General features: G+C 62.2%; 18 protein-coding genes and 3 tRNA genes. 8 read left to right on the top strand and 13 right to left on the bottom strand.

Annotated elements, in window-relative coordinates; translation table 11 throughout:
* The 5 genes from uvrC (at position 1) to QRN36_RS22950 (ending at position 2,995) form a co-directional block, all read left to right on the top strand.
* Positions 1-1,824: an excinuclease ABC subunit UvrC gene (uvrC, locus tag QRN36_RS22930; RefSeq protein ID WP_285426197.1), complete on the top strand. Its 1,824-nt coding sequence runs from the start codon at positions 1-3 to the stop codon at positions 1,822-1,824.
* A gap of 32 nt (positions 1,825-1,856) precedes the next feature.
* Positions 1,857-2,414 (top strand): CDP-diacylglycerol--glycerol-3-phosphate 3-phosphatidyltransferase, encoded by a 558-nt coding sequence (gene pgsA / locus QRN36_RS22935; protein ID WP_285426150.1) that lies wholly within the window; start codon positions 1,857-1,859, stop codon positions 2,412-2,414.
* Between the two features lie 127 nt (positions 2,415-2,541).
* A tRNA-Gly gene (locus QRN36_RS22940) sits at positions 2,542-2,617 on the top strand.
* A gap of 45 nt (positions 2,618-2,662) precedes the next feature.
* Positions 2,663-2,736: transfer RNA gene (locus QRN36_RS22945), tRNA-Cys, on the top strand.
* Positions 2,737-2,908: 172 nt separating this feature from the next.
* Positions 2,909-2,995, top strand: a tRNA-Leu gene (locus tag QRN36_RS22950).
* A gap of 146 nt (positions 2,996-3,141) precedes the next feature.
* Here the strand turns inward: QRN36_RS22950 and QRN36_RS22955 are convergent.
* Entirely contained in the window at positions 3,142-4,026 is an 885-nt protein-coding gene (locus QRN36_RS22955) for a LysR family transcriptional regulator (protein ID WP_285426151.1), read from the bottom strand.
* Positions 4,027-4,104: 78 nt separating this feature from the next.
* Here QRN36_RS22955 and QRN36_RS22960 point away from each other — a divergent pair, with 78 nt between their 5' ends.
* Positions 4,105-4,815: an SDR family NAD(P)-dependent oxidoreductase gene (locus tag QRN36_RS22960; RefSeq protein WP_285426152.1), complete on the top strand. Its 711-nt coding sequence runs from the start codon at positions 4,105-4,107 to the stop codon at positions 4,813-4,815.
* 84 nt (positions 4,816-4,899) lie between these two features.
* On the opposite strand, the gene QRN36_RS22965 is transcribed toward QRN36_RS22960, so the two are convergent.
* From QRN36_RS22965 to QRN36_RS23000, 8 genes are all read right to left on the bottom strand, one after another.
* Complete coding sequence (locus QRN36_RS22965; protein ID WP_285426153.1) at positions 4,900-5,238, bottom strand: hypothetical protein; 339 nt, start codon at positions 5,236-5,238, stop codon at positions 4,900-4,902.
* A 231-nt stretch (positions 5,239-5,469) separates the two neighbouring features.
* On the bottom strand, positions 5,470-8,166 hold the full coding sequence (locus QRN36_RS22970; protein WP_285426154.1) for an excinuclease ABC subunit UvrA: 2,697 nt from the start codon (positions 8,164-8,166) through the stop codon (positions 5,470-5,472).
* Between the two features lie 38 nt (positions 8,167-8,204).
* The gene (locus QRN36_RS22975) at positions 8,205-8,378 is read right to left on the bottom strand and encodes a hypothetical protein (protein ID WP_285426155.1); all 174 of its coding nucleotides are present in this window, start codon (positions 8,376-8,378) and stop codon (positions 8,205-8,207) included.
* Entirely contained in the window at positions 8,375-9,433 is a 1,059-nt protein-coding gene (locus QRN36_RS22980; protein ID WP_285426156.1) for a DNA topoisomerase IB, read from the bottom strand. The genes QRN36_RS22975 and QRN36_RS22980 overlap by 4 nt, the downstream gene beginning before the upstream one ends.
* Positions 9,434-9,552: 119 nt before the next feature.
* Complete coding sequence (gene modC / locus QRN36_RS22985) at positions 9,553-10,641, bottom strand: molybdenum ABC transporter ATP-binding protein (RefSeq protein ID WP_285426157.1); 1,089 nt, start codon at positions 10,639-10,641, stop codon at positions 9,553-9,555.
* Between the two features lie 3 nt (positions 10,642-10,644).
* On the bottom strand, positions 10,645-11,325 hold the full coding sequence (gene modB / locus QRN36_RS22990) for a molybdate ABC transporter permease subunit (RefSeq protein WP_285426158.1): 681 nt from the start codon (positions 11,323-11,325) through the stop codon (positions 10,645-10,647).
* Positions 11,326-12,084, bottom strand: coding sequence for a molybdate ABC transporter substrate-binding protein (modA, locus tag QRN36_RS22995; protein ID WP_373568787.1), 759 nt, complete (start codon positions 12,082-12,084; stop codon positions 11,326-11,328). It lies immediately after the preceding gene.
* Positions 12,085-12,213: 129 nt separating this feature from the next.
* Positions 12,214-13,296 (bottom strand): nitronate monooxygenase family protein, encoded by a 1,083-nt coding sequence (locus QRN36_RS23000; protein ID WP_285426160.1) that lies wholly within the window; start codon positions 13,294-13,296, stop codon positions 12,214-12,216.
* 78 nt (positions 13,297-13,374) lie between these two features.
* Here QRN36_RS23000 and QRN36_RS23005 point away from each other — a divergent pair, with 78 nt between their 5' ends.
* Together QRN36_RS23005 and QRN36_RS23010 are read left to right on the top strand one after the other, a co-directional pair.
* Positions 13,375-14,013, top strand: a complete 639-nt coding sequence (locus tag QRN36_RS23005) for a TetR/AcrR family transcriptional regulator (protein WP_285426161.1) — start codon at positions 13,375-13,377, stop codon at positions 14,011-14,013.
* A gap of 48 nt (positions 14,014-14,061) precedes the next feature.
* Positions 14,062-15,045, top strand: coding sequence for an MDR family oxidoreductase (locus QRN36_RS23010; RefSeq protein WP_285426162.1), 984 nt, complete (start codon positions 14,062-14,064; stop codon positions 15,043-15,045).
* Here QRN36_RS23010 and QRN36_RS23015 read toward each other — a convergent pair whose 3' ends face one another.
* From QRN36_RS23015 to copD, 4 genes are all read right to left on the bottom strand, one after another.
* On the bottom strand, positions 15,046-15,489 hold the full coding sequence (locus tag QRN36_RS23015) for an RES family NAD+ phosphorylase (protein WP_285426163.1): 444 nt from the start codon (positions 15,487-15,489) through the stop codon (positions 15,046-15,048). It lies immediately after the preceding gene.
* Entirely contained in the window at positions 15,489-15,938 is a 450-nt protein-coding gene (locus QRN36_RS23020) for an antitoxin Xre/MbcA/ParS toxin-binding domain-containing protein (protein ID WP_285426164.1), read from the bottom strand. Before QRN36_RS23020 ends, QRN36_RS23015 begins: the two co-directional genes overlap by 1 nt.
* A 46-nt stretch (positions 15,939-15,984) precedes the next feature.
* The gene (gene ada / locus QRN36_RS23025; protein ID WP_285426165.1) at positions 15,985-17,091 is read right to left on the bottom strand and encodes a bifunctional DNA-binding transcriptional regulator/O6-methylguanine-DNA methyltransferase Ada; all 1,107 of its coding nucleotides are present in this window, start codon (positions 17,089-17,091) and stop codon (positions 15,985-15,987) included.
* 85 nt (positions 17,092-17,176) lie between these two features.
* A complete protein-coding gene (gene copD / locus QRN36_RS23030; protein WP_285426166.1) occupies positions 17,177-18,049 on the bottom strand; it encodes a copper homeostasis membrane protein CopD in 873 nt (290 codons plus the stop codon).
* Between the last annotated feature and the right edge of the window lie 3 nt (positions 18,050-18,052).

The following is an 18,052-nucleotide window of genomic DNA, read 5'->3' on the forward strand; positions in this document are numbered from 1 at the left end:
ATGACCCAGCCGTTTGATCCCAGCGCGTTTCTGTCCACCTGCAGTGGTCGCCCCGGCGTCTATCGGATGTTCGATATCGATGGGCGGCTGCTGTACGTCGGCAAAGCCAAGAACCTCAAGAAGCGGCTCGCCAGCTACTTCCGCAAGACCGGCCACGCACCGAAAACCGGAGCGCTGGTGGCGCGGATCGCGCAGATCGAGACCACTATCACAGCCAATGAGACCGAAGCGTTGCTGCTCGAGCAGACGCTCATCAAAGAGTCTCGGCCGCCGTATAACATCCTGTTGCGTGACGACAAGTCCTACCCGTACGTGCACTTGTCCGACGGCGAATTCCCGCGTCTGAGCATTCACCGTGGCGCCAAGAAGGCGAAAGGTCGGTACTTCGGCCCTTACCCGAGTGCCGGGGCCATCCGCGAAAGCCTGAGCATCCTCCAGAAGACCTTTCACGTGCGTCAGTGCGAGGACAGCTTTTACAAGAACCGCACCCGGCCGTGTCTGCAGTACCAGATCAAGCGCTGCAAGGCGCCGTGCGTCAACTTCGTCGAGCCGCAGGTGTATGCCGAGGATGTGCGCCACTCGGTGATGTTTCTGGAAGGGCGCAGCAATGCCCTGACCGATGAGCTCAACTCGCTGATGGAAAAGGCGGCGATGGATCTGAATTTCGAGCACGCCGCCGAGCTTCGCGATCAGATCGGTCTGCTGCGTCGTGTGCAGGATCAGCAAAGCATGGAAGCCGGCACTGGCGATGTCGATGTCGTAGCCGCATTCGTCAACCCGGGCGGCGCTTGCGTTCACCTCATCAGCGTGCGCGGCGGTCGGGTGCTGGGCAGCAAGAATTTCTTCCCGCAGGTTGGCATCGAGGAAGAGGTCGGTGAAGTCATGTCGGCGTTCCTCGCGCAGTATTTTCTGGGCGGCGGCGAGCGGGAGTTGCCGGGCGAAGTCATCGTCAACGTGGTCAATGAAGATTTCCCGGCATTGATCGAAGCGATCGAGGCTTCTCGCGGGCGCGAAATCGTCATCAGTCATCGGGTGCGCGGTACACGCGCTCGCTGGCAGCAACTGGCGGTGACCAATGCCGAGCAGGCACTGGCAGCGCGTCTGGCCAACCGGCAGCATGTCGCCGCGCGCTTCGAAGCGCTGGCTGAAGTGCTCAAGCTCGACGAGCCGCCGCAACGCCTGGAATGCTACGACATCAGCCATTCCAGTGGCGAGGCGACGGTGGCGTCGTGCGTGGTGTTCGGGCCAGAAGGGCCAATCAAGTCGGATTATCGGCGCTACAACATCGAGGGCGTCACGGCCGGGGACGATTACGCAGCGATGCATCAGGCGCTGACACGGCGTTTCGGCAAGATCAAGGACGGCGAGGGCAAGCTGCCAGACATCCTGCTGGTGGATGGCGGCAAGGGGCAGTTGAACATGGCCCGCGACGTAATGAATGAGCTGGCGATTCCCGATCTGATTCTGCTGGGCGTGGCCAAAGGCACCACACGAAAGGCCGGCTTCGAGACCCTTTACCTCAATGACGCCGCCCATGAATTCACGCTCAAAGGCGATTCCCCCGCGCTTCACCTGATCCAGCAGATCCGCGACGAGGCCCACCGTTTTGCGATTACCGGACACCGGGCGCGCCGTGGCAAAACGCGGCGCACTTCAACCCTGGAAGGGGTAGCCGGTGTCGGCCCGACACGACGCAGAGACCTGCTCAAGCACTTCGGTGGCCTGCAGGAATTGTCTCGCGCCAGCGTCGAAGAAATCGCCAAAGCACCGGGAATCAGTAAAAAGCTCGCAGAGTCGATTTATGCGAACCTGCACAGCGAGTAGAATGCCCGCTCACCTCGTAGCCAGTTGTGCCGATGAATATCCCTAATCTGATTACCGTATTACGTGTCCTGCTGATTCCGATCTTCATTCTGCTGTTCTATCTGCCTTATTACTGGAGCTACATGGCTGCCAGTTCGGTTTTCGCGCTGGCCGCGGCGACGGACTGGCTGGATGGCTATCTCGCCCGACGCCTGCAGCAGAGCACGCCGTTCGGCGCCTTCCTCGATCCGGTGGCCGACAAGCTCATGGTCGCGGTCGCGCTGGTGCTGCTGGTTCAGGCGCATGCCAATTTCTGGCTGACGTTACCGGCAGCGGTGATCATCGGCCGGGAAATCGTCATCTCCGCGTTGCGCGAATGGATGGCCGAGCTGGGGGCGCGCGCTCAGGTCGCTGTCTCCAACCTGGGCAAATGGAAAACCGCGGCGCAGATGCTCGCGCTGGTGATTCTGCTGGCCAACCCACCTGCGTTCACGTTCTGGGTCGTATTGGGTTACGTACTGCTGATGGTCGCCGCAGGCCTGACCTTGTGGTCAATGGTGCAATACCTCCGGGCGGCATGGCCGCATTTGAGGACGACCACCGAGGAGTAGCGTCTCAGTTTGCTCAAGCGGCGCTACCCGTTTCTCGTGCTGGAGCGAGACGGCATGCCGAGATAAGTATTTTTAAATCAAGGGGTTGACGGGGTCATTTGAATCTATAGAATGGCGCCCACACCAAGCGGGAATAGCTCAGTTGGTAGAGCACGACCTTGCCAAGGTCGGGGTCGCGAGTTCGAGTCTCGTTTCCCGCTCCAGTTTGTATGCGTTGTGCGGTCGTTGTCTGATCGTTTGGCGTTTGAGGCCGAGTAGCAAAATGGTTATGCCGCGGATTGCAAATCCGCTTACGCCGGTTCGATTCCGACCTCGGCCTCCACTATAAACGAGCTCTGTAGATCTATGATTTACAGAGCTTTTTTATTTCCGGATGGAATTTGTTTTCGCCCTGAACGAGGGCGTTTTCGGCTTGCTTCACTGCGTGGGGATGTATATATTCCCAGCTCTTGTCAGCTTCATAGCCGTAGGGCTCCAAGCTGATCTGCACTATCGCCCTGATGGTGAAATTGGTAGACACACCGGACTTAAAATCCGTCGTCCGAAAGGATGTGCCGGTTCGACTCCGGCTCGGGGCACCATTCAAGAAAAGGCGCTTGCGGAGCAATCCGAAGCGCCTTTTTTCTTGCCGGTTTGAGAAGCTCGCACGTCTCTACAAAAGCATTGTTCCGCTGTCTTGCACCCGTCGGGACCTGCCGTCTTGCCCAAATCTCTCATCTGAACGTGCTCACGTGAACAGCGAGCGCGCCTGATCGAACATCTCACCTATCTCTTGCGCAACCGTTCTGATCGACGAATCTTTCCGGTCGCGTCCCCGGGTCAGCAGGAACACCTCTCTGCTCGGTGGCACGGGACCCAGATCGCACAAGCGCAGCTGCGGGTCGGCCCGGCCAATGTAGTGGGGGATCAACGCGAGTCCTATCCCCGAGCGCGCGGCGATGGACTGGAGAAACTGGTCTTTGGCGCGAAAGGCCACGCGCGCGCGGGGAAAATGCTGGGTCATCCAGATTTCCTGGGACAGATAACCGTCGGCCTCGTTAAAGCCGATGAAGACGGGGCTGACTCCATTTTCAGTCCCCTGACAGACCTCCTGCGTCCCGTAAAACCCGTAGCCAACCGTGGTCAGCGGGCGAGCGACGATGTCTCCGTCCTTGGGGATGTCGAAGCGAATGGCGATGTCGGCTTCATGTCGGTCGAGGCTGACCGAACGCAGTGTAGGTGCCAGATCGATATCCAGACGCGGATGACGGGCGATCAGCTCAGGCAAGCGGGAAATCAGAAACCCCCCGCACAGCCCCGGCGATGAGCTGATTCTGACGAGGCCCGAAGGGGATCCGTCTTGCATGCCGCGGCCCAGTACCTGGGCGGCCTGCTCCATCTCACTGGCAGCCTGAAGGGCGTGGGTGCCCGCCAGTGTCAGGACATAGCCGTCCGGGCGCCGCTCCACGAGCTTCTCGCCCAGGCTGTCCTCCAGCGAACGAAGCCGGCGTGCAACCGTTGCATGGTTGACCGAGAGCATTCTGGCGGCTGCTGAGAGGCTTCCGTGACGCGCCAGCGCCAAAAAGATCCTGACATCCTGCCAATCGAGGGCTGTGCGTTTTTGATCAGTCATTGAGAGAAGATAGGGAATATTCGATCAGCTGACAACGCTCTATCTTCGGCTCATCAAACGAGCAAGAAGGAGTCAGCAATGCCAGATATCAAGAAAGTCGCGATAGTCACCGGCGCTTCGCAAGGCATGGGCGAGGCCATCGTCCACGCGTTCCGCGCCCGAGGATACGCAGTCGTCGCGACGTCGCGCTCGATCCAGCCTTCCAGGGATCCGGATCTCATCACGGTCGCGGGGGACATTGGTGATCCCGAGACGAGCAAGCATCTGGTCGCCGCCGCGATGGAGCGGTTCGGCCGTATCGACACGCTGGTCAACAACGCGGGGATCTTCATCGGCAAGGCGTTTACCGACTACACCGAGGATGATTACCGGCTGAAGTTGCGGACGAACCTGGACGGATTCTTTTTCGCCACTCAAGCGGTCATTCCTGTGATGCTGGCTCAGGGCAGCGGTCATGTGGTGCAGATCACCGCGTCCACTGCGGAGTTCGCCAGTTCACTGTCGCCGGCCTTCATCGCGATGCTCACCAAGGGCGGGATGAACTCGGCCACCAAGAGCCTCGCGATCGAGTACGCCCAGCGTGGCATTCGAGTGAATGCGGTCGCGCCCGGCGTGATCCGGACCCCGATGCACGATCCGCAGATCGTCGAGCAACTGGCTGCTTTCCACCCGATGAACAAGCTGGGAGACGTCGAGGACATCGTGCGTGCCGTGCTTTACCTTGAGGATGCGGCGTTCTCAACGGGTGAGATTCTGCACGTCGACGGCGGCCTGATCGCAGGCCGCTAACGGGCGGGCAGCGCGGTATTGTGCGCTGCGAACCGTCTGACTCAGGCGCTCATGGATCTCTCCAGAGCGCCTGAGTCGTTTGTGCTACTGGGCCGGCTTCTTCTCAGCGCTGTGCGCTTCTTTCTCTTTAATCAACGCATCGGCGTCTGCGCCTGAATTCGAGCCGGAGGCTTCTTCGCCGCGTTTGTTGGCTTTTTCTGCATTGGACTCTGCCGGTTGCGCGTGACCGTCCACTGGAAGCGCGGTCTGCGGATTTTTGTCTTCGGTCGCGAGTGCATTGAGTGAACAGACTGAAAACAAACCTGCGAGGGCGAGGGCGCCAGTGATTTTGTTCATGATCGTTGCCTCCTGAGACTGTGTGCCATTGGAGCGGTCATCAGGCGAAAGGGTGCAGGCCAGCTGATGAGTGGAGGCGCTGCGCATGCCGCAACATCGCGCAGGCCATGTCCGCATCTTCCCGGCCATGGATTGACTGCTCAGTCGTGATCGGAACCGGTCATTTCTGCTCAAAAAATCGCTGAACTTGGGCAAATGGCCAGAATCCATTCATTCATCTGAATCCCATGGAGTGCATTGCGATGGATGATGAACTGGATTTTGCCACCGACCTTCAGTTTTTCGGTTGTGCAGTGTTGATCGCGATCTGCGCCGGTATTACCTGGCTGATTCTTTGACCCGATGCTGCGGCATGGCCTTGCGCAGGAACGGAGCGGTGCGACTCTGCGCGACGTTTATCACCGCTTCCGGCGTGCCGCTGGCGACGATGGTCCCACCCTTGTCGCCAGCGCCTGGACCGATGTCGATCACCCAGTCGCTCTGCGCCACGACACGCATTTCATGCTCGACCACGATCACACTGTGGCCAGCGTCGACCAGGGCGTTGAGTTGGGTGAGCAGTCGATCGACGTCCGTGGGATGCAGACCGGTGGTGGGTTCGTCCAGCACGTACAGCGTCGCCCCACGCTGGCTGCGTTGTAATTCGGTGGCAAGCTTGATGCGCTGGGCTTCGCCGCCGGACAGTTCAGTCGCCGGCTGGCCGAGGCGCAGATAGCCCAAACCGATGTCGCGCAGCACGGTCAGCGAACGCAACACGGCAGGCTGTTGGGCGAATACCTCGACGGCCTGATCGACCGTCAATTGCAGGACCTGCGCAATGCTCAATCCCTGCCATTGAATGCCCAGCGTCTTCGGGTTGTACCGCGCACCATGGCAGGTCGGGCAGGGCGCGTAGACGCTGGGCATGAACAGCAACTCGACGCTGACAAATCCTTCGCCTTCGCACACCGGGCAGCGACCTTTGGCGACGTTGAAAGAGAATTGTCCTGCGTCATAGCCGGCAGCCTGCGCGTCCGGGGTAGCGGCAAACAGCTTACGCACGTTATCGAACAGGCCGGTGTAGGTCGCCAGGTTGGAGCGCGGCGTGCGGCCAATGGGCTTCTGATCCACTTGCACCAGCCTCTTGATCGACTCGAGCCCGCCGGCAATATGGCCACCGGTGGCTTGCGGCGCATCGTCCTCCAGACTCGGCTCCTCCTGATCCGGGTTGTTCACCGCACGCCCCAACTGCGCACCGACCAGTTCCAGCAGGGCCTGGCTGACCAGGCTGGATTTACCCGAGCCGGAAATACCGGTCACGGCAGTGAAGCAACCCAGCGGGAAGGCGGCCGACAGATTATCGAGGTTGTTGCGAGTGATGCCCTCAAGTTTCAGCCAGCCAGACGCAGGACGCCGGTCGGTGCGCAGTTCGCTGTGATCGGCGAACAGATGAAGCCGAGTCTGCGAGGTTTCTATGGCCGAAAGCCCGGCCGGAGGGCCGCTGTATAGGACACGTCCGCCATTCTCGCCAGCCGCAGGGCCGACGTCGATGAGCCAGTCGGCGCGGCGCATGGTTTCAAGGTCGTGCTCGACGACGAACAGCGAATTTCCCGCCGCCTTGAGTTGCTGAAGGGCGGTGAACAACGCTTCACTGTCGGCGGGATGCAGCCCGGCCGAAGGCTCGTCCAGCACGTAAATCACGCCGAACAGCTGCGAGCCCAGTTGCGTCGCCAGGCGCAAGCGCTGCAGTTCGCCGGACGACAACGACGGCGTGCTCCGGTCAAGGGCCAAATAACCCAGCCCCAGTTCGGTCAATGTACTGACGCGCGCCAGCAGATCCTGCGCGATGCGTTGCGCGGCCAGGCGCTTCTCGATGGACATGTTCGGCGTGGCGCGCACGTCGGGCGCTGCGTCGTGGGCCGAGCCGCCGGCCTTGACCCGCTTTTTGCGCGCGTCCTTGATCTGGTCGCGATCCAGTACATGAGCGTCGCTGTCCTGATCCAGGGTGCCAGCGGCAACCGGACGCAGCACTTCAGCCAGACGCAGCAACGGCATCTGCGACAGCTCGCCGATATCAAGGCCTGCGAACGTCACCGACAGCGCCTCACGTTTCAGACGCTTGCCGTCGCAGAGCGGACAGGGGCTGCCGCGCATGAATCGAGACACGCGCTTTTTCATCAGCGCGCTTTGCGAATGAGTAAAGGTGTGCAGCACATAGCGCCGGGCGCCGATGAACGTGCCCTGATAACTGGGCTCCATTTTGCGTTTGAGGGCGATCCGGGTTTCTTCGGGCGTCAGGCCTGCGTAGACCGGCGCAGTAGGCTGCTCTTCGGTGTAAAGAATCCAGTCGCGCTGCTTTTTCGGCAGATCGCGCCACGGGATGTCAACGTCGTATCCCAGGGTAACAAGGATGTCCCGCTGATTCTGGCCCTGCCACGCCAAAGGCCATGAGGCGACCGCCCGCTGGCGGATCGTCAGTGAGTCATCCGGCACCATCAATGCTTCCGGCACGTCGTAAACCCGACCGAGGCCGTGGCACTCCGGGCAGGCGCCTTGGGGCAGGTTCGGCGAGAAGTCTTCCGCGTACAGCATCGGTTGCCCGGCGGGGTAATGGCCGGCGCGCGAATACAGCATGCGAATCAGGCTGGACAGGGTCGTCACGCTGCCGACCGAGGAGCGCGTGCTGGGCGTGCCGCGTTGCTGCTGCAGCGCCACCGCCGGCGGCAAACCGTCGATGGAGTCCACATTGGGCACGCCGACCTGATCGATCAGACGCCGCGCGTAAGGCGCAACCGATTCGAAATAGCGCCGCTGCGCTTCGGCGTACAGCGTCGAGAACGCCAGCGACGATTTGCCGGAACCTGACACGCCGGTGAATACCACGAGCGCGTCCCGGGGAATGTCGACGTCGACATCCTTGAGATTGTGCTCACGCGCGCCTCGCACCCGGACGAATCCCGGTGCGTCGGCGTCGACAGTGAAGGGGACGCTGGCGCGCGGATCGGCGTCGTCAGGCAGGTACGGCGGAGTGGTCATGAATAAGGCCCTGAATCCGGTAAAACAATGCGTGCAGCTTACTGTGCGCCAGGCACTTTCGGGGTATGCCCAGCGACGTCGTTGTCGCCCCCGGTCAGGGGCTCGTCCTGCCGGCTTTCGCGGCGGCGCTCGCGGTCATCGGCAACATCTGCCGGTTTCGCCTTCGGATCGTTGAGGTCTTCGCCTGGAACATGGGGTTGATCGGACGTCATGGTTTTTCTCCTGTGGATTCACTCAGCGCTTCGGCGGCTTGCAGGCCCTGAAGGAAACCGGCGAGCGCCGCTTCCTCCAGGCGCAGCCCCTTGCGCTGGCGCAAGCGGGGCAGTTTGGACAGTTCGCCAATCACGAACGCTTCCAGAACCGCTGGATGGATGTAGCATTTGCGACAGACCGCCGGAGTATTGCCCAGCAATCGGGCCACCTCCTTGACCATCGCAACGATATGCTTCTTGGCGTCGGCCTCCGGTTCCCACTCCAGCTTGCGCAGGGTGGCCAGTGCCATCGCACTGCCTGCCCAGGTGCGATAGTCCTTGGCGGTGAAATCGGCGCCAGTGAGCTTGTGCAGATACTGGTTGATGTCCGAGGAGCTGACAGTGTGGCGCTGTCCGTCATCGTCCAGGTACTGAAACAGGTTCTGCCCCGGCAACTCCATGCACCGCTTGATGATGTTGGCCAGGCGCCGATCGGTCACGCTGATCTGATGTTCGACGCCGCTTTTGCCGCGAAACTGGAAGAGGATCTTGCTGCCATGCACGTCGACGTGTTTGTTGCGCAGCGTGGTCAGGCCGTAAGAGCGGTTGTCGCGGGCGTACTGGCTGTTGCCGATGCGAATCAGCGTCTGGTCCAGCAACGACACCACGGCGGCCATGACCTTTTCACGGCCCATGCCCGGCTGGGCCAGCTGCGCCTCCAGTTGCTTGCGCACCTTGGGCAGTGCCTTGCCGAAGGCGATCATGCGGGAATACTTGTTTTCGTCGCGAATCTCGCGCCAGCGCGGGTGATAGCGATATTGCTTGCGGCCTCGCGCGTCACGCCCGGTGGCTTGCAGGTGCCCGCACGGATCGGCGCAAATCCAGACGTCGGTGTAGGCCGGCGGAATCACCAGCGCATTGATGCGCTTGATTTCAGCTTCGTCACGAACACGTGCGCCTTCGGTGTCGAAATAGGCGAATTTGCCGCGCAGAATCTTGCGAGTGAAGCCCGGCTGGCTGTCATCGACGTAGTGCAGATCCTTGGGCAAAGCTTCGAGAAGGGCGGGTTCCTGCATGGCGGTCAATCCTGATAACGGGTCTTTGCATTGACCTTTGCCTCGCTCAGTCGTGCCGACAAATTTCCATCGCCGTGCGCCACTGCCCGCCAACGCCCCGAGCCGGGACGCGTCGGAGGCTAGGCCAGCAGCGCGACCGATTTGATCTGTGCCCAGAGTTGCTGACCGGGCGCCAGCCCCAACTGATCACGGGAATAACGGGTGATGCGTGCCAGCAGCGCCGTGCCGCCTGCGTCGAGTCGTACCAGCACGTGGGCAGCGTTATCGGCCGCCACTTCGCTGATCACCGTCACCGGCAGGCGATTGAGGATGCTGCTTTGCGCATCCGGTTGCACGCTCAGGCTGACGTCCCGTGCCTGCACCTTGAAGCGCAGCGGCTTGCCCGCTTCCAGCGCGGAGTGGGCAACGCGAATGCTCAACTCGCTGTGGGGCAGGCGCACGGTGACCAGGTGATAACGGGCGTCATAAGCCACGACCGAGCCCTGAATCACTACGCCGGCGTCATCACCCATGGCCAGCGGCAGGTCCAGGCGGGCGAGGGTTTCACCGATCGGCCCGCTGGCGAGGGCCTTGCCGTTGCTGAGCAGGACCAGATGATCGGCCAGCCTTGCGACTTCGTCCTGAGAGTGGCTGACGTAAATCATGGGGATGTCGAGCTCGTCGTGAAGCCTTTCCAGATAGGGAAGGATCTCGCTTTTGCGCTGCGCATCGAGCGCCGCCAGGGGCTCATCGAGCAGCAGCAGACGCGGGCTGGTCAGCAGCGCCCGGGCAATGCCGACCCGCTGCCGTTCACCGCCTGACAAGGTGTCGGGCCGCCGATCGAGCAGATGATCGATGCCCAGCAGTGCCGCCGCCTGCGTCAGTTGCACCCTGCTTTCGCTGGCCTTGATGCGCTTGAGGCCAAACTCCAGATTGGCCCGCACGGTCAGGTGCGCGAACAGGCTGGCTTCCTGGAACACGTAGCCCAGCGCGCGCTTGTGCACGGGCACGAAGACGCCCTCGGCAGTGTCCTGCCAGGTCTCGCCGTTGATGCGGATGAGGGCGTTGGCAGACTTCTCCAGGCCGGCGATGCAGCGCAGGCAGGTGGTCTTGCCCGACCCCGAATGGCCATACAGCGCGGTCACGCCGCGTCCGGGCAAGGCCAGATCGACATTGACGTTGAAATTGGGAAAGTCCACGTTCAGGCGGACTTCGATCGAGGCGGTCATGGGTCAGCTCCAGGCAGCTTTGGTCTTGCCGCTGGAGTAGAGCGCCAACAGAACCAGGAAGGAAAACACCAGCATGGACCCGGCCAGCCAGTGCGCTTGAGCATATTCCAGGGACTCGACGTGGTTGTAGATCTGGGTCGAGACCACGCGGGTTTTCTGGGGAATGTTGCCGCCGATCATCAGCACGACGCCAAATTCGCCGACGGTGTGAGCAAACCCCAGAATCGCGCCGGTGATGAAGCCGGGACGCGCCAGTGGCAGCACCACCGAAAAGAACGTGTCCCAGGGGCTGGCGCGCAGGGTGGCCGCGACTTCGAGCGGTCGCGAGCCAATCGCCACAAAGGCGTTCTGCAGCGGTTGCACCACGAAGGGCATGGAGTACAGCACGGAACCGATGACCAGCCCGGTAAAACTGAAGGTCAGCGTGCCCAGTCCGATGCTCTGCGTGAATTGCCCCAGCGCGCCGTTCGGCCCGAGCAACAGCAGCAGATAAAAGCCGATCACCGTAGGCGGCAGCACCAGAGGCAGGGCGACCACAGCGCCCACCGGGCCTTTGAGCCACGAGCGGGTTCGCGCCAGCCAGAGCGCGATGGGCGTGCCGACGATCAGCAGAATCACGGTGGTCAGCGACGCCAGTTTCAGCGTTAGGCCGATGGCCGCCAGGTCAGCACTGTCCAGTGGCATTTACAGCTGATACCCGAAGGATTTGATCACCGCCGCGGCTTTCGGGCCTTTGAGGTAATCCATCAGCGCCTTGGCGGCAGCGTTGTCCTTGCCTTTATTGAGGATGACGGCGTCCTGTTTGATCGGTTCATGCAGGTCGGCCGGGACGATCCACGCCGATCCGCTGGTCAGCTTGCCGTCCTTGAACACCTGCGACAGCGCGACAAAGCCCAGTTCAGCGTTGCCCGTCTGCACGAACTGATACGCCTGAGCGATGCTCTGGCCTTCGACGATTTTCGCTTGAGTGGTGGCGGTCAGGCCCAGTTTGTCCAGAACCTGCGTGGCAGCCAGGCCATAGGGCGCAGCTTTTGGATTGGCGATGGACAGGTGCTGGTAGGCGTTGTCCTTGAGCACCTGGCCTTTGTCATCGACGTAACCCTCTTTGGCCGACCACAGGGCCAGCGTACCGACGGCGTAGGTGAAGCGAGACCCCTTGACGATCTCGTTCTCGCTTTCAAGCCTGGCCGGCGTGGTGTCGTCGGCGGCAAGGAACACTTCGAACGGCGCGCCGTTTTTGATCTGCGTGTAGAACTGTCCTGTCGCGCCGAACGAGGCCACCAGCTTGTGCCCGGTGTCCTTTTCAAAATCCCTGGCAATCGCCTGAATCGGCGCTGTGAAGTTGGCAGCCACCGCCACTTGGACTTCGTCCGCGAACGCCGTGCCGATTGACAAGGCCGCAGCGGCGATGGCCAGGGATTTAAGCGTGACGCGAAGGGACATTGCGCGCATGAGGGCTCCGTAGGCTTGTTATGAGGTGATGAGGGACGTCAACCGGATACCGGCCAAACGCTATGCAGCGAAATATATAGCGAGTGGTCACCTCAAGGAAGCCTGTCCTGCGCGTATTCCTCAGTTTTTCACGCCCGCCAGCCTTTCCAGCGCTTGAATCGCCAACTGCCGGGTCAGGTCTTCGGCCGGTAATTGATGCTTGATGCCCACGGCCTGACCTGCCCAGAGGTTCATGAACCCGTCGTCGCCTTGTGGCTCGGCCTGATTGCGCAGTGGAATCAGCGCGCCGCCTGCGGTCGGGAATGCCGGCGCCGCTGCACTGATCGGTCCGATCTCGCGCATGATCCGGTTGACGATGCCGCGCGCCGGGCGGCCGGTGAAAATATTAGTCACGGCGGTGTCGCTGTCAGTCGCGCTGCCCAGCGCAGCCTGATGCAGGCGAGTGACCTTGGCTTGCGGCGTGAACAGGTACACGGTGCCCAGTTGCACCGCGCTGGCGCCGAGCATGAAGGACGCCGCGATGCCACGGCTGTCAGCAATCCCGCCCGCTGCAATCACCGGAACACTCACCGCATCGACGACTTGAGGCACCAACGCCAGCGTGCCGACCTGGGTGTAAAGCTGATCGCTCAGGAACATGCCGCGATGGCCACCGGCTTCCAGCCCCATGGCAATGATGGCGTCGCAACCGTGTTGTTCCAGCCAGACCGCTTCAGCCACGGTGGTCGCCGAAGAAATCACCTTGGCACCTGTCGCTTTCACGCGCTGCAGCAAGCTCGTGTCCGGCAAGCCGAAATGAAAACTGACGACTTCGGGCTTGAGTTCTTCAACCAGCGAACAGGCGGCATCGTCGAAAGGCGCGCGGCTCGAGGTCGGCGTAGGGGCGTCATAGTCCGCGCCCAGTTCCTCGTAGTAGGGCTTGAGCAGCGCTTTCCAGGCGTCATCGGCCTGAGGATTGGCGTCCGGGTTCTGATGGCAGAAGAAGTTGAGGTTCAGCGGCGCGCGGGTGCCGGCACGGATCAGCGCGACTTCCTCACGGATCTGCGTCGGGCTGAGCATCGCACAGGGCAGCGATGGCAGGCCGCCCGCGTTGCCGACAGCGATGGCCAGTGCCGAACCGGACGCGCCGGCCATGGGCGCTTGCAGGATGGGCAGTTCGATACCAAACAGCTTGAGCAGTCGCGTGTCGGGCCAGGCAATCATCGGCAGGTCTCCAGGGCAGTGAAACAAAATACTCAGGGCGGGTTGATTTAATAGACGGTCGGTCTAATATGCAATCCCATGAATGACATCCTCGCAAAACCACGACGTCCCGGTCGACCCCCCAAGGTCGCGCGGGCCGACGACTTCGATACTCGGGACGCTTTGATCCGCTGCGGCGTCGAGGTCTTGACCGAACAAAGTTTCACGGCCACTGGCATCGACGGCGTCCTCAAGCGGGTCGGCGTGCCGAAAGGCTCGTTTTATCACTATTTCGCCAGTAAAGAGGCGTTTGGCTTTGCCGTACTGGAGCGCTACGCCGCGTTCTTCGCCAAGCGCCTGGATCGCTGGCTGCTCGACGAATCGTTGTCGCCCATGGAGCGGCTGGCCGGTTTCGTCCAGTTTTCCAAGACCAGCATGGCCAGTTACGACTACCGGTGTGGCTGCCTGGTGGGCAACATGGGCCAAGAGGTCAGCATCCTGCCGGAAGGTTTTCGGGAGGTGCTGGAGAATATCTTCCTGGACTGGCAACGCCGCCTGGAAGTCTGTTTCGAAGCGGCCAAGCAGGCCGGCGAGCTGCCTCAGCATGCCGACTGTGCTGAACTCGCAGCGTATTTCTGGATTGGCTGGGAAGGCGCGGTCTTGCGGGCCCGGCTGGTAAAAAGCGACAAACCCCTTAACACCTTCATCATCGGATTTCTGCGCGGCCTGCCGCGCTGATCTCTTCAGGCGTATTTATAGACGATTGGTCTAAATAGGAGGCAAGGCATGTTCAAAGGCATATTGATCAATAAAGACGACGACAGTTATCGGGCAGAATTGACGTCCCTCGACGAGTCCCGGCTACCCGAAGGCGATGTCACGGTACGGGTCGCCTACAGCACGCTGAATTACAAGGATGGTCTCGCGATCACTGGAAAGGGGCCGATCGTGCGCGCGTTCCCGATGGTGCCGGGGATCGACCTTGCCGGTACGGTCGAGCAAAGCAGCAACCCCGAGTTCAAGCCGGGCGATGCAGTGCTGCTCAATGGCTGGGGTGTGGGGGAAGGTCATTGGGGCGGGCTGGCGCAGATGGCGCGGCTGGAAGGCAAGTGGCTGATCCCGCTACCCGAAGCGTTCACTGCCGCCCAGTCCATGGCCATCGGCACCGCAGGCTACACCGCGATGCTGGCCATCATGGCGCTGGAGAAAAATGACGTCACGCCGGACAAGGGCGAAATCCTCGTGACCGGGGCCAACGGCGGCGTCGGCAGCTTCGCCATCGCGCTTCTTTCCCGGCTGGGCTACCAGGTCGTGGCGTCGACCGGGCGTGCGGATCAGAGCGAGTACCTGAAACAACTGGGCGCTGCGCAGATCATCGACCGGGCGACCTTGTCCGAACCCGGCCGGCCGTTGGCGAAAGAGCGCTGGGCGGGGGCGATTGATTCCGTGGGCAGCCACACCCTGGCCAATGTCTGCGCAAGCATGCGTTACCGAGGGACGGTTGCTGCGTGCGGGCTTGCACAAGGGATGGATTTTCCGGCGTCGGTGGCGCCCTTCATTCTGCGCGGCGTGACCCTGGCCGGGATCGACAGCGTGACGCGTCCGCGGCAGGACCGTCTCGACGCATGGGCGCGTCTGGGCAGGGACCTGGATCTCTCGGTGTTGCCGTTGATCAGTCAGGAAATCGGTCTGAGCGAGGTGGTGCAAACCGCGCAGCAACTGATGCAAGGCCAAGTGCGCGGTCGAGTGGTGGTGGACGTCCAGCGCTGATCAGGCGCAGCTAAAGGCGCTGACCGCCATCACCCGGATCTGGGCGATGGCGGCATGCCTGGGGTTGAGCAACAGATTGCGCGTGTGGGTGATCGTCGCCGACGGCACGATCAGCCCCAACTGGTCATGGCGCTCCAGCCACTCGCTGCCGAAATCCATGCTCGCTCTGTCTGCCGGCAGGGCGTCCCAACCGGGAGGCAGTTCGTCCAGCGTCGGCGTCCGGTAGAGCTGCGGGTCGCTCGGCAGTTGCAGTTGCACGAGACAGCTCCCGGGACAAGGCGCACCGGTGCCGAGAATCAGCCTGTCCAGCGCACAGCCGGCTGCGCTCAGGCTCAGATAGACGGCGGCGTGATCGGGATGATTCCAGCGCCCGCCGAACGCCGCCGCGCCCTGCCCGGACAAGTCATCGATGGCGCTCTGCTTGCAGATTCTCCAGGCCAGCATCAGACCACTCCACCGTAATGCATCGCGCTGAGTACGCGACGCACCTGACGCGCGCCGATTTCGGTTTCGCACAGGGCAATTGGCGTCTGCTGGTTGAGGGCGTGATTGGCGGTCATCATCCAGCGCCGGGCGGCGTTCTGGTCTTCGAACAGTTCGGCGGCATGGGTGGCAAGGGTTGCCACGCGATCCAGTCGTTCGGAGCCGACCACATCCAGCGGACGTTGCTGGCGCAGGCGTCGCTCGAGGGTGGAGACGGAGGTGGCGAGCAAGGCTTCGAGCTGGGCGTTGCTCAGGCGGAAGGCGTTGCGCAGCGCCTTGACCCAGCCGGGAGGAAACCCCGAGCGGATGTAATCCAGACGTTGCGTTTCGTTGCGTGCGTTGAGTTGGTCGGCTATCAGCCAGAATGACGGTGCGCTGTCGCTGAGCGCTTTCTCAAGAGTGGCGGGCACGTCCTTGCTCCTTGTTTTGACCGGGAGTCAGGACCTTACGCCGCCGTTATCGTTTCTCAAAAACCAAGCTGTTACCAACGTTTGCTTCTGCCTCGCGATCCAGCAGTTTGCGCTTGCGCTCCACGCCCCAGCGATAGCCCGACAGCTCGCCATCGCTGCGGACCACGCGATGGCAGGGGATCGCCACCGCCAGCCGGTTCGCGCCACAGGCCTGAGCGACGGCGCGGAACGATCCGGGTGCACCGATGCGTTCGGCAATCTGTGCGTAGCTGGCCGTGGCGCCTGGCGGGATCTGCGACAGCGCCTGCCACACCCGTTGCTGGAACGCCGTGCCTTGCAGGTCCAGCGGCAGATCCAGGCCCAGTCCGGGGGCTTCGACGAAACCCACCACTTGCGCGATCAGTTGCTCGAAACCGGCATCGGCGCCAATCAACCTGGCGTTGTGAAACTGGTCTTGCAGGTCATTGACCAACTGGCCCGGATCTTCGCCCAACAGAATGGCGCACACGCCGCGCTGGCTTTGCGCAACGAGAATGGCGCCCAGAAAACATTCTCCCACGGCGAAGCGGATGTCGGCGTTGGTGCCGCCCTTGCGGTAATCACTGGGTTTCATGCCCAGCAACCGAGTGCTGGATTCGTAAAAACGGCTGTTGGAGTTGAAACCGGCGTCGTACATGGCGTCGGTGATGGTGCCGGTCCGCGCCAGTTTCGTCCGGACCTTGTCGGCCCGATGCGCGCTGGCATAGGCCTTGGGCGTGAGGCCGGTGACCGATTTGAACACGCGGTGAAAGTGCCAGGGGCTCATCCCTGCAGGCTCAGCGAGCTCGTTGAGCGTGGGCGGCTGCTCGGCTTCGGCAATCTGACGGCAGGCGCGGGAGACAATCGCGATGTGCTGTTCGGCAAGGTCGGTACGGTCTGGCGTCGCGCGCTTGCTGGGGCGATAGCCTGCCGCTTCGGCCTGGGCCGGGGTGTCGAAGAAGACCACGTTCTCCGGGCGGGGCAGGCGCGAAACGCTGCTCGGCCGGCAGTAGACGCCGGTGGTACGCACCGCGTAGACGAATCGAGCATCGGCCGACGGGTCTCGCGACAGCACGGCGGCCCAGCGTGGGTCGTGCTCGGCGCTGGGCGCGGAGGGGATTTTGTTGCGGCTCATGGGCGACCTTCCTCTGCAAATGCGTTGTTGTGGTACAGATTAGGGCCGGTGCGGCGGGCTGAAACTCCGAGTCTTGCGCTCAAATTCACGCCAGCATCGGCGGCAGCGTGCCCAGCAATGAAACCGCGCCCAACGCGGCCGCGCCAAACAGGCATTCGAGCAACACACTGGCGCGCAACCACGGCAGGCGTAGCTCGGTGGCGCGGGACAGCTGGCGGTTCAGCCCGGCCAGCGCCAGCATGCACAGCACCAGAGCGATTTTCACCGCCAGCACCAGACCGAACCCGGAAAATGCAGGGTCCGGCCAGAGCGCACCGCTCAGCGCCCGCACGTTGATCAGCCCGGTGACGACAATCAGCGCCACCAGCACGTAGCCGATGCCACTGAAACGGCGCAGGATCGCCGGCATGTCGACCTCGGAACATACGCCCAGCAGCAGGGCGAGCATCGCCAGGCCGCCGAGCCAGGTGGCGACGCCGATCAGGTGCAGCATCTGGTTGAGCACCAGCAGCAGCCCGCGCCCGCCGTCGAACATGGCGCCATGGCCAACGGGGGCCAGGGTCAACAGGAGCAGGGCGTTGATCAGCACCGGCAGCACGGAAGGCAGCGTGCTGGCACGCAACGAGATGCCGAACGCCAGTGCGCTGAGCGCAAGATGGACGATCCAGACGTGGCCGAAGAAGGTATTGCCCAGCACCAACGCCAACGTCTGTGGGTCGATTGCGTCGCCCCAGCCATCGGCAAGATTGGCTGCGGTGAGCATCAACCAGGCCACGGCACTGACCAGCGCCAGTGCCGCAAGGCACGTCAGTGCCGTGTCGACCGTGCGCCGCGCCGGGCCTGCTTCGAATGCGCGCAACGGCGATGCGAACAGCACGCGTCGAAATAAAACGATGCCGAACATCAACAGAACAGCGCCGAAATGCAGGAAGCGGCAGGCGATCAGTCCATCGTGCATGGC

This window comes from Pseudomonas sp. efr-133-TYG-103a, assembly GCF_030209235.1.
Taxonomy (GTDB): domain Bacteria; phylum Pseudomonadota; class Gammaproteobacteria; order Pseudomonadales; family Pseudomonadaceae; genus Aquipseudomonas.

Bases quoted from the DNA above. Each gene is read 5' to 3' on its own strand.
- uvrC (WP_285426197.1), top strand. From the start codon at position 1: ATGACCCAGCCGTTTGATCCCAGCGCGTTTCTGTCCACCTGCAGTGGT.
- pgsA (WP_285426150.1), top strand. From the start codon at position 1,857: ATGAATATCCCTAATCTGATTACCGTATTACGTGTCCTGCTGATTCCG.
- QRN36_RS22955 (WP_285426151.1), bottom strand. From the start codon at position 4,026: ATGACTGATCAAAAACGCACAGCCCTCGATTGGCAGGATGTCAGGATC.
- QRN36_RS22960 (WP_285426152.1), top strand. From the start codon at position 4,105: ATGCCAGATATCAAGAAAGTCGCGATAGTCACCGGCGCTTCGCAAGGC.
- QRN36_RS22965 (WP_285426153.1), bottom strand. From the start codon at position 5,238: ATGCGCAGCGCCTCCACTCATCAGCTGGCCTGCACCCTTTCGCCTGAT.
- QRN36_RS22970 (WP_285426154.1), bottom strand. From the start codon at position 8,166: ATGACCACTCCGCCGTACCTGCCTGACGACGCCGATCCGCGCGCCAGC.
- QRN36_RS22975 (WP_285426155.1), bottom strand. From the start codon at position 8,378: ATGACGTCCGATCAACCCCATGTTCCAGGCGAAGACCTCAACGATCCG.
- QRN36_RS22980 (WP_285426156.1), bottom strand. From the start codon at position 9,433: ATGCAGGAACCCGCCCTTCTCGAAGCTTTGCCCAAGGATCTGCACTAC.
- modC (WP_285426157.1), bottom strand. From the start codon at position 10,641: ATGACCGCCTCGATCGAAGTCCGCCTGAACGTGGACTTTCCCAATTTC.
- modB (WP_285426158.1), bottom strand. From the start codon at position 11,325: ATGCCACTGGACAGTGCTGACCTGGCGGCCATCGGCCTAACGCTGAAA.
- modA (WP_373568787.1), bottom strand. From the start codon at position 12,084: ATGTCCCTTCGCGTCACGCTTAAATCCCTGGCCATCGCCGCTGCGGCC.
- QRN36_RS23000 (WP_285426160.1), bottom strand. From the start codon at position 13,296: ATGATTGCCTGGCCCGACACGCGACTGCTCAAGCTGTTTGGTATCGAA.
- QRN36_RS23005 (WP_285426161.1), top strand. From the start codon at position 13,375: ATGAATGACATCCTCGCAAAACCACGACGTCCCGGTCGACCCCCCAAG.
- QRN36_RS23010 (WP_285426162.1), top strand. From the start codon at position 14,062: ATGTTCAAAGGCATATTGATCAATAAAGACGACGACAGTTATCGGGCA.
- QRN36_RS23015 (WP_285426163.1), bottom strand. From the start codon at position 15,489: ATGCTGGCCTGGAGAATCTGCAAGCAGAGCGCCATCGATGACTTGTCC.
- ada (WP_285426165.1), bottom strand. From the start codon at position 17,091: ATGAGCCGCAACAAAATCCCCTCCGCGCCCAGCGCCGAGCACGACCCA.
- copD (WP_285426166.1), bottom strand. From the start codon at position 18,049: ATGCACGATGGACTGATCGCCTGCCGCTTCCTGCATTTCGGCGCTGTT.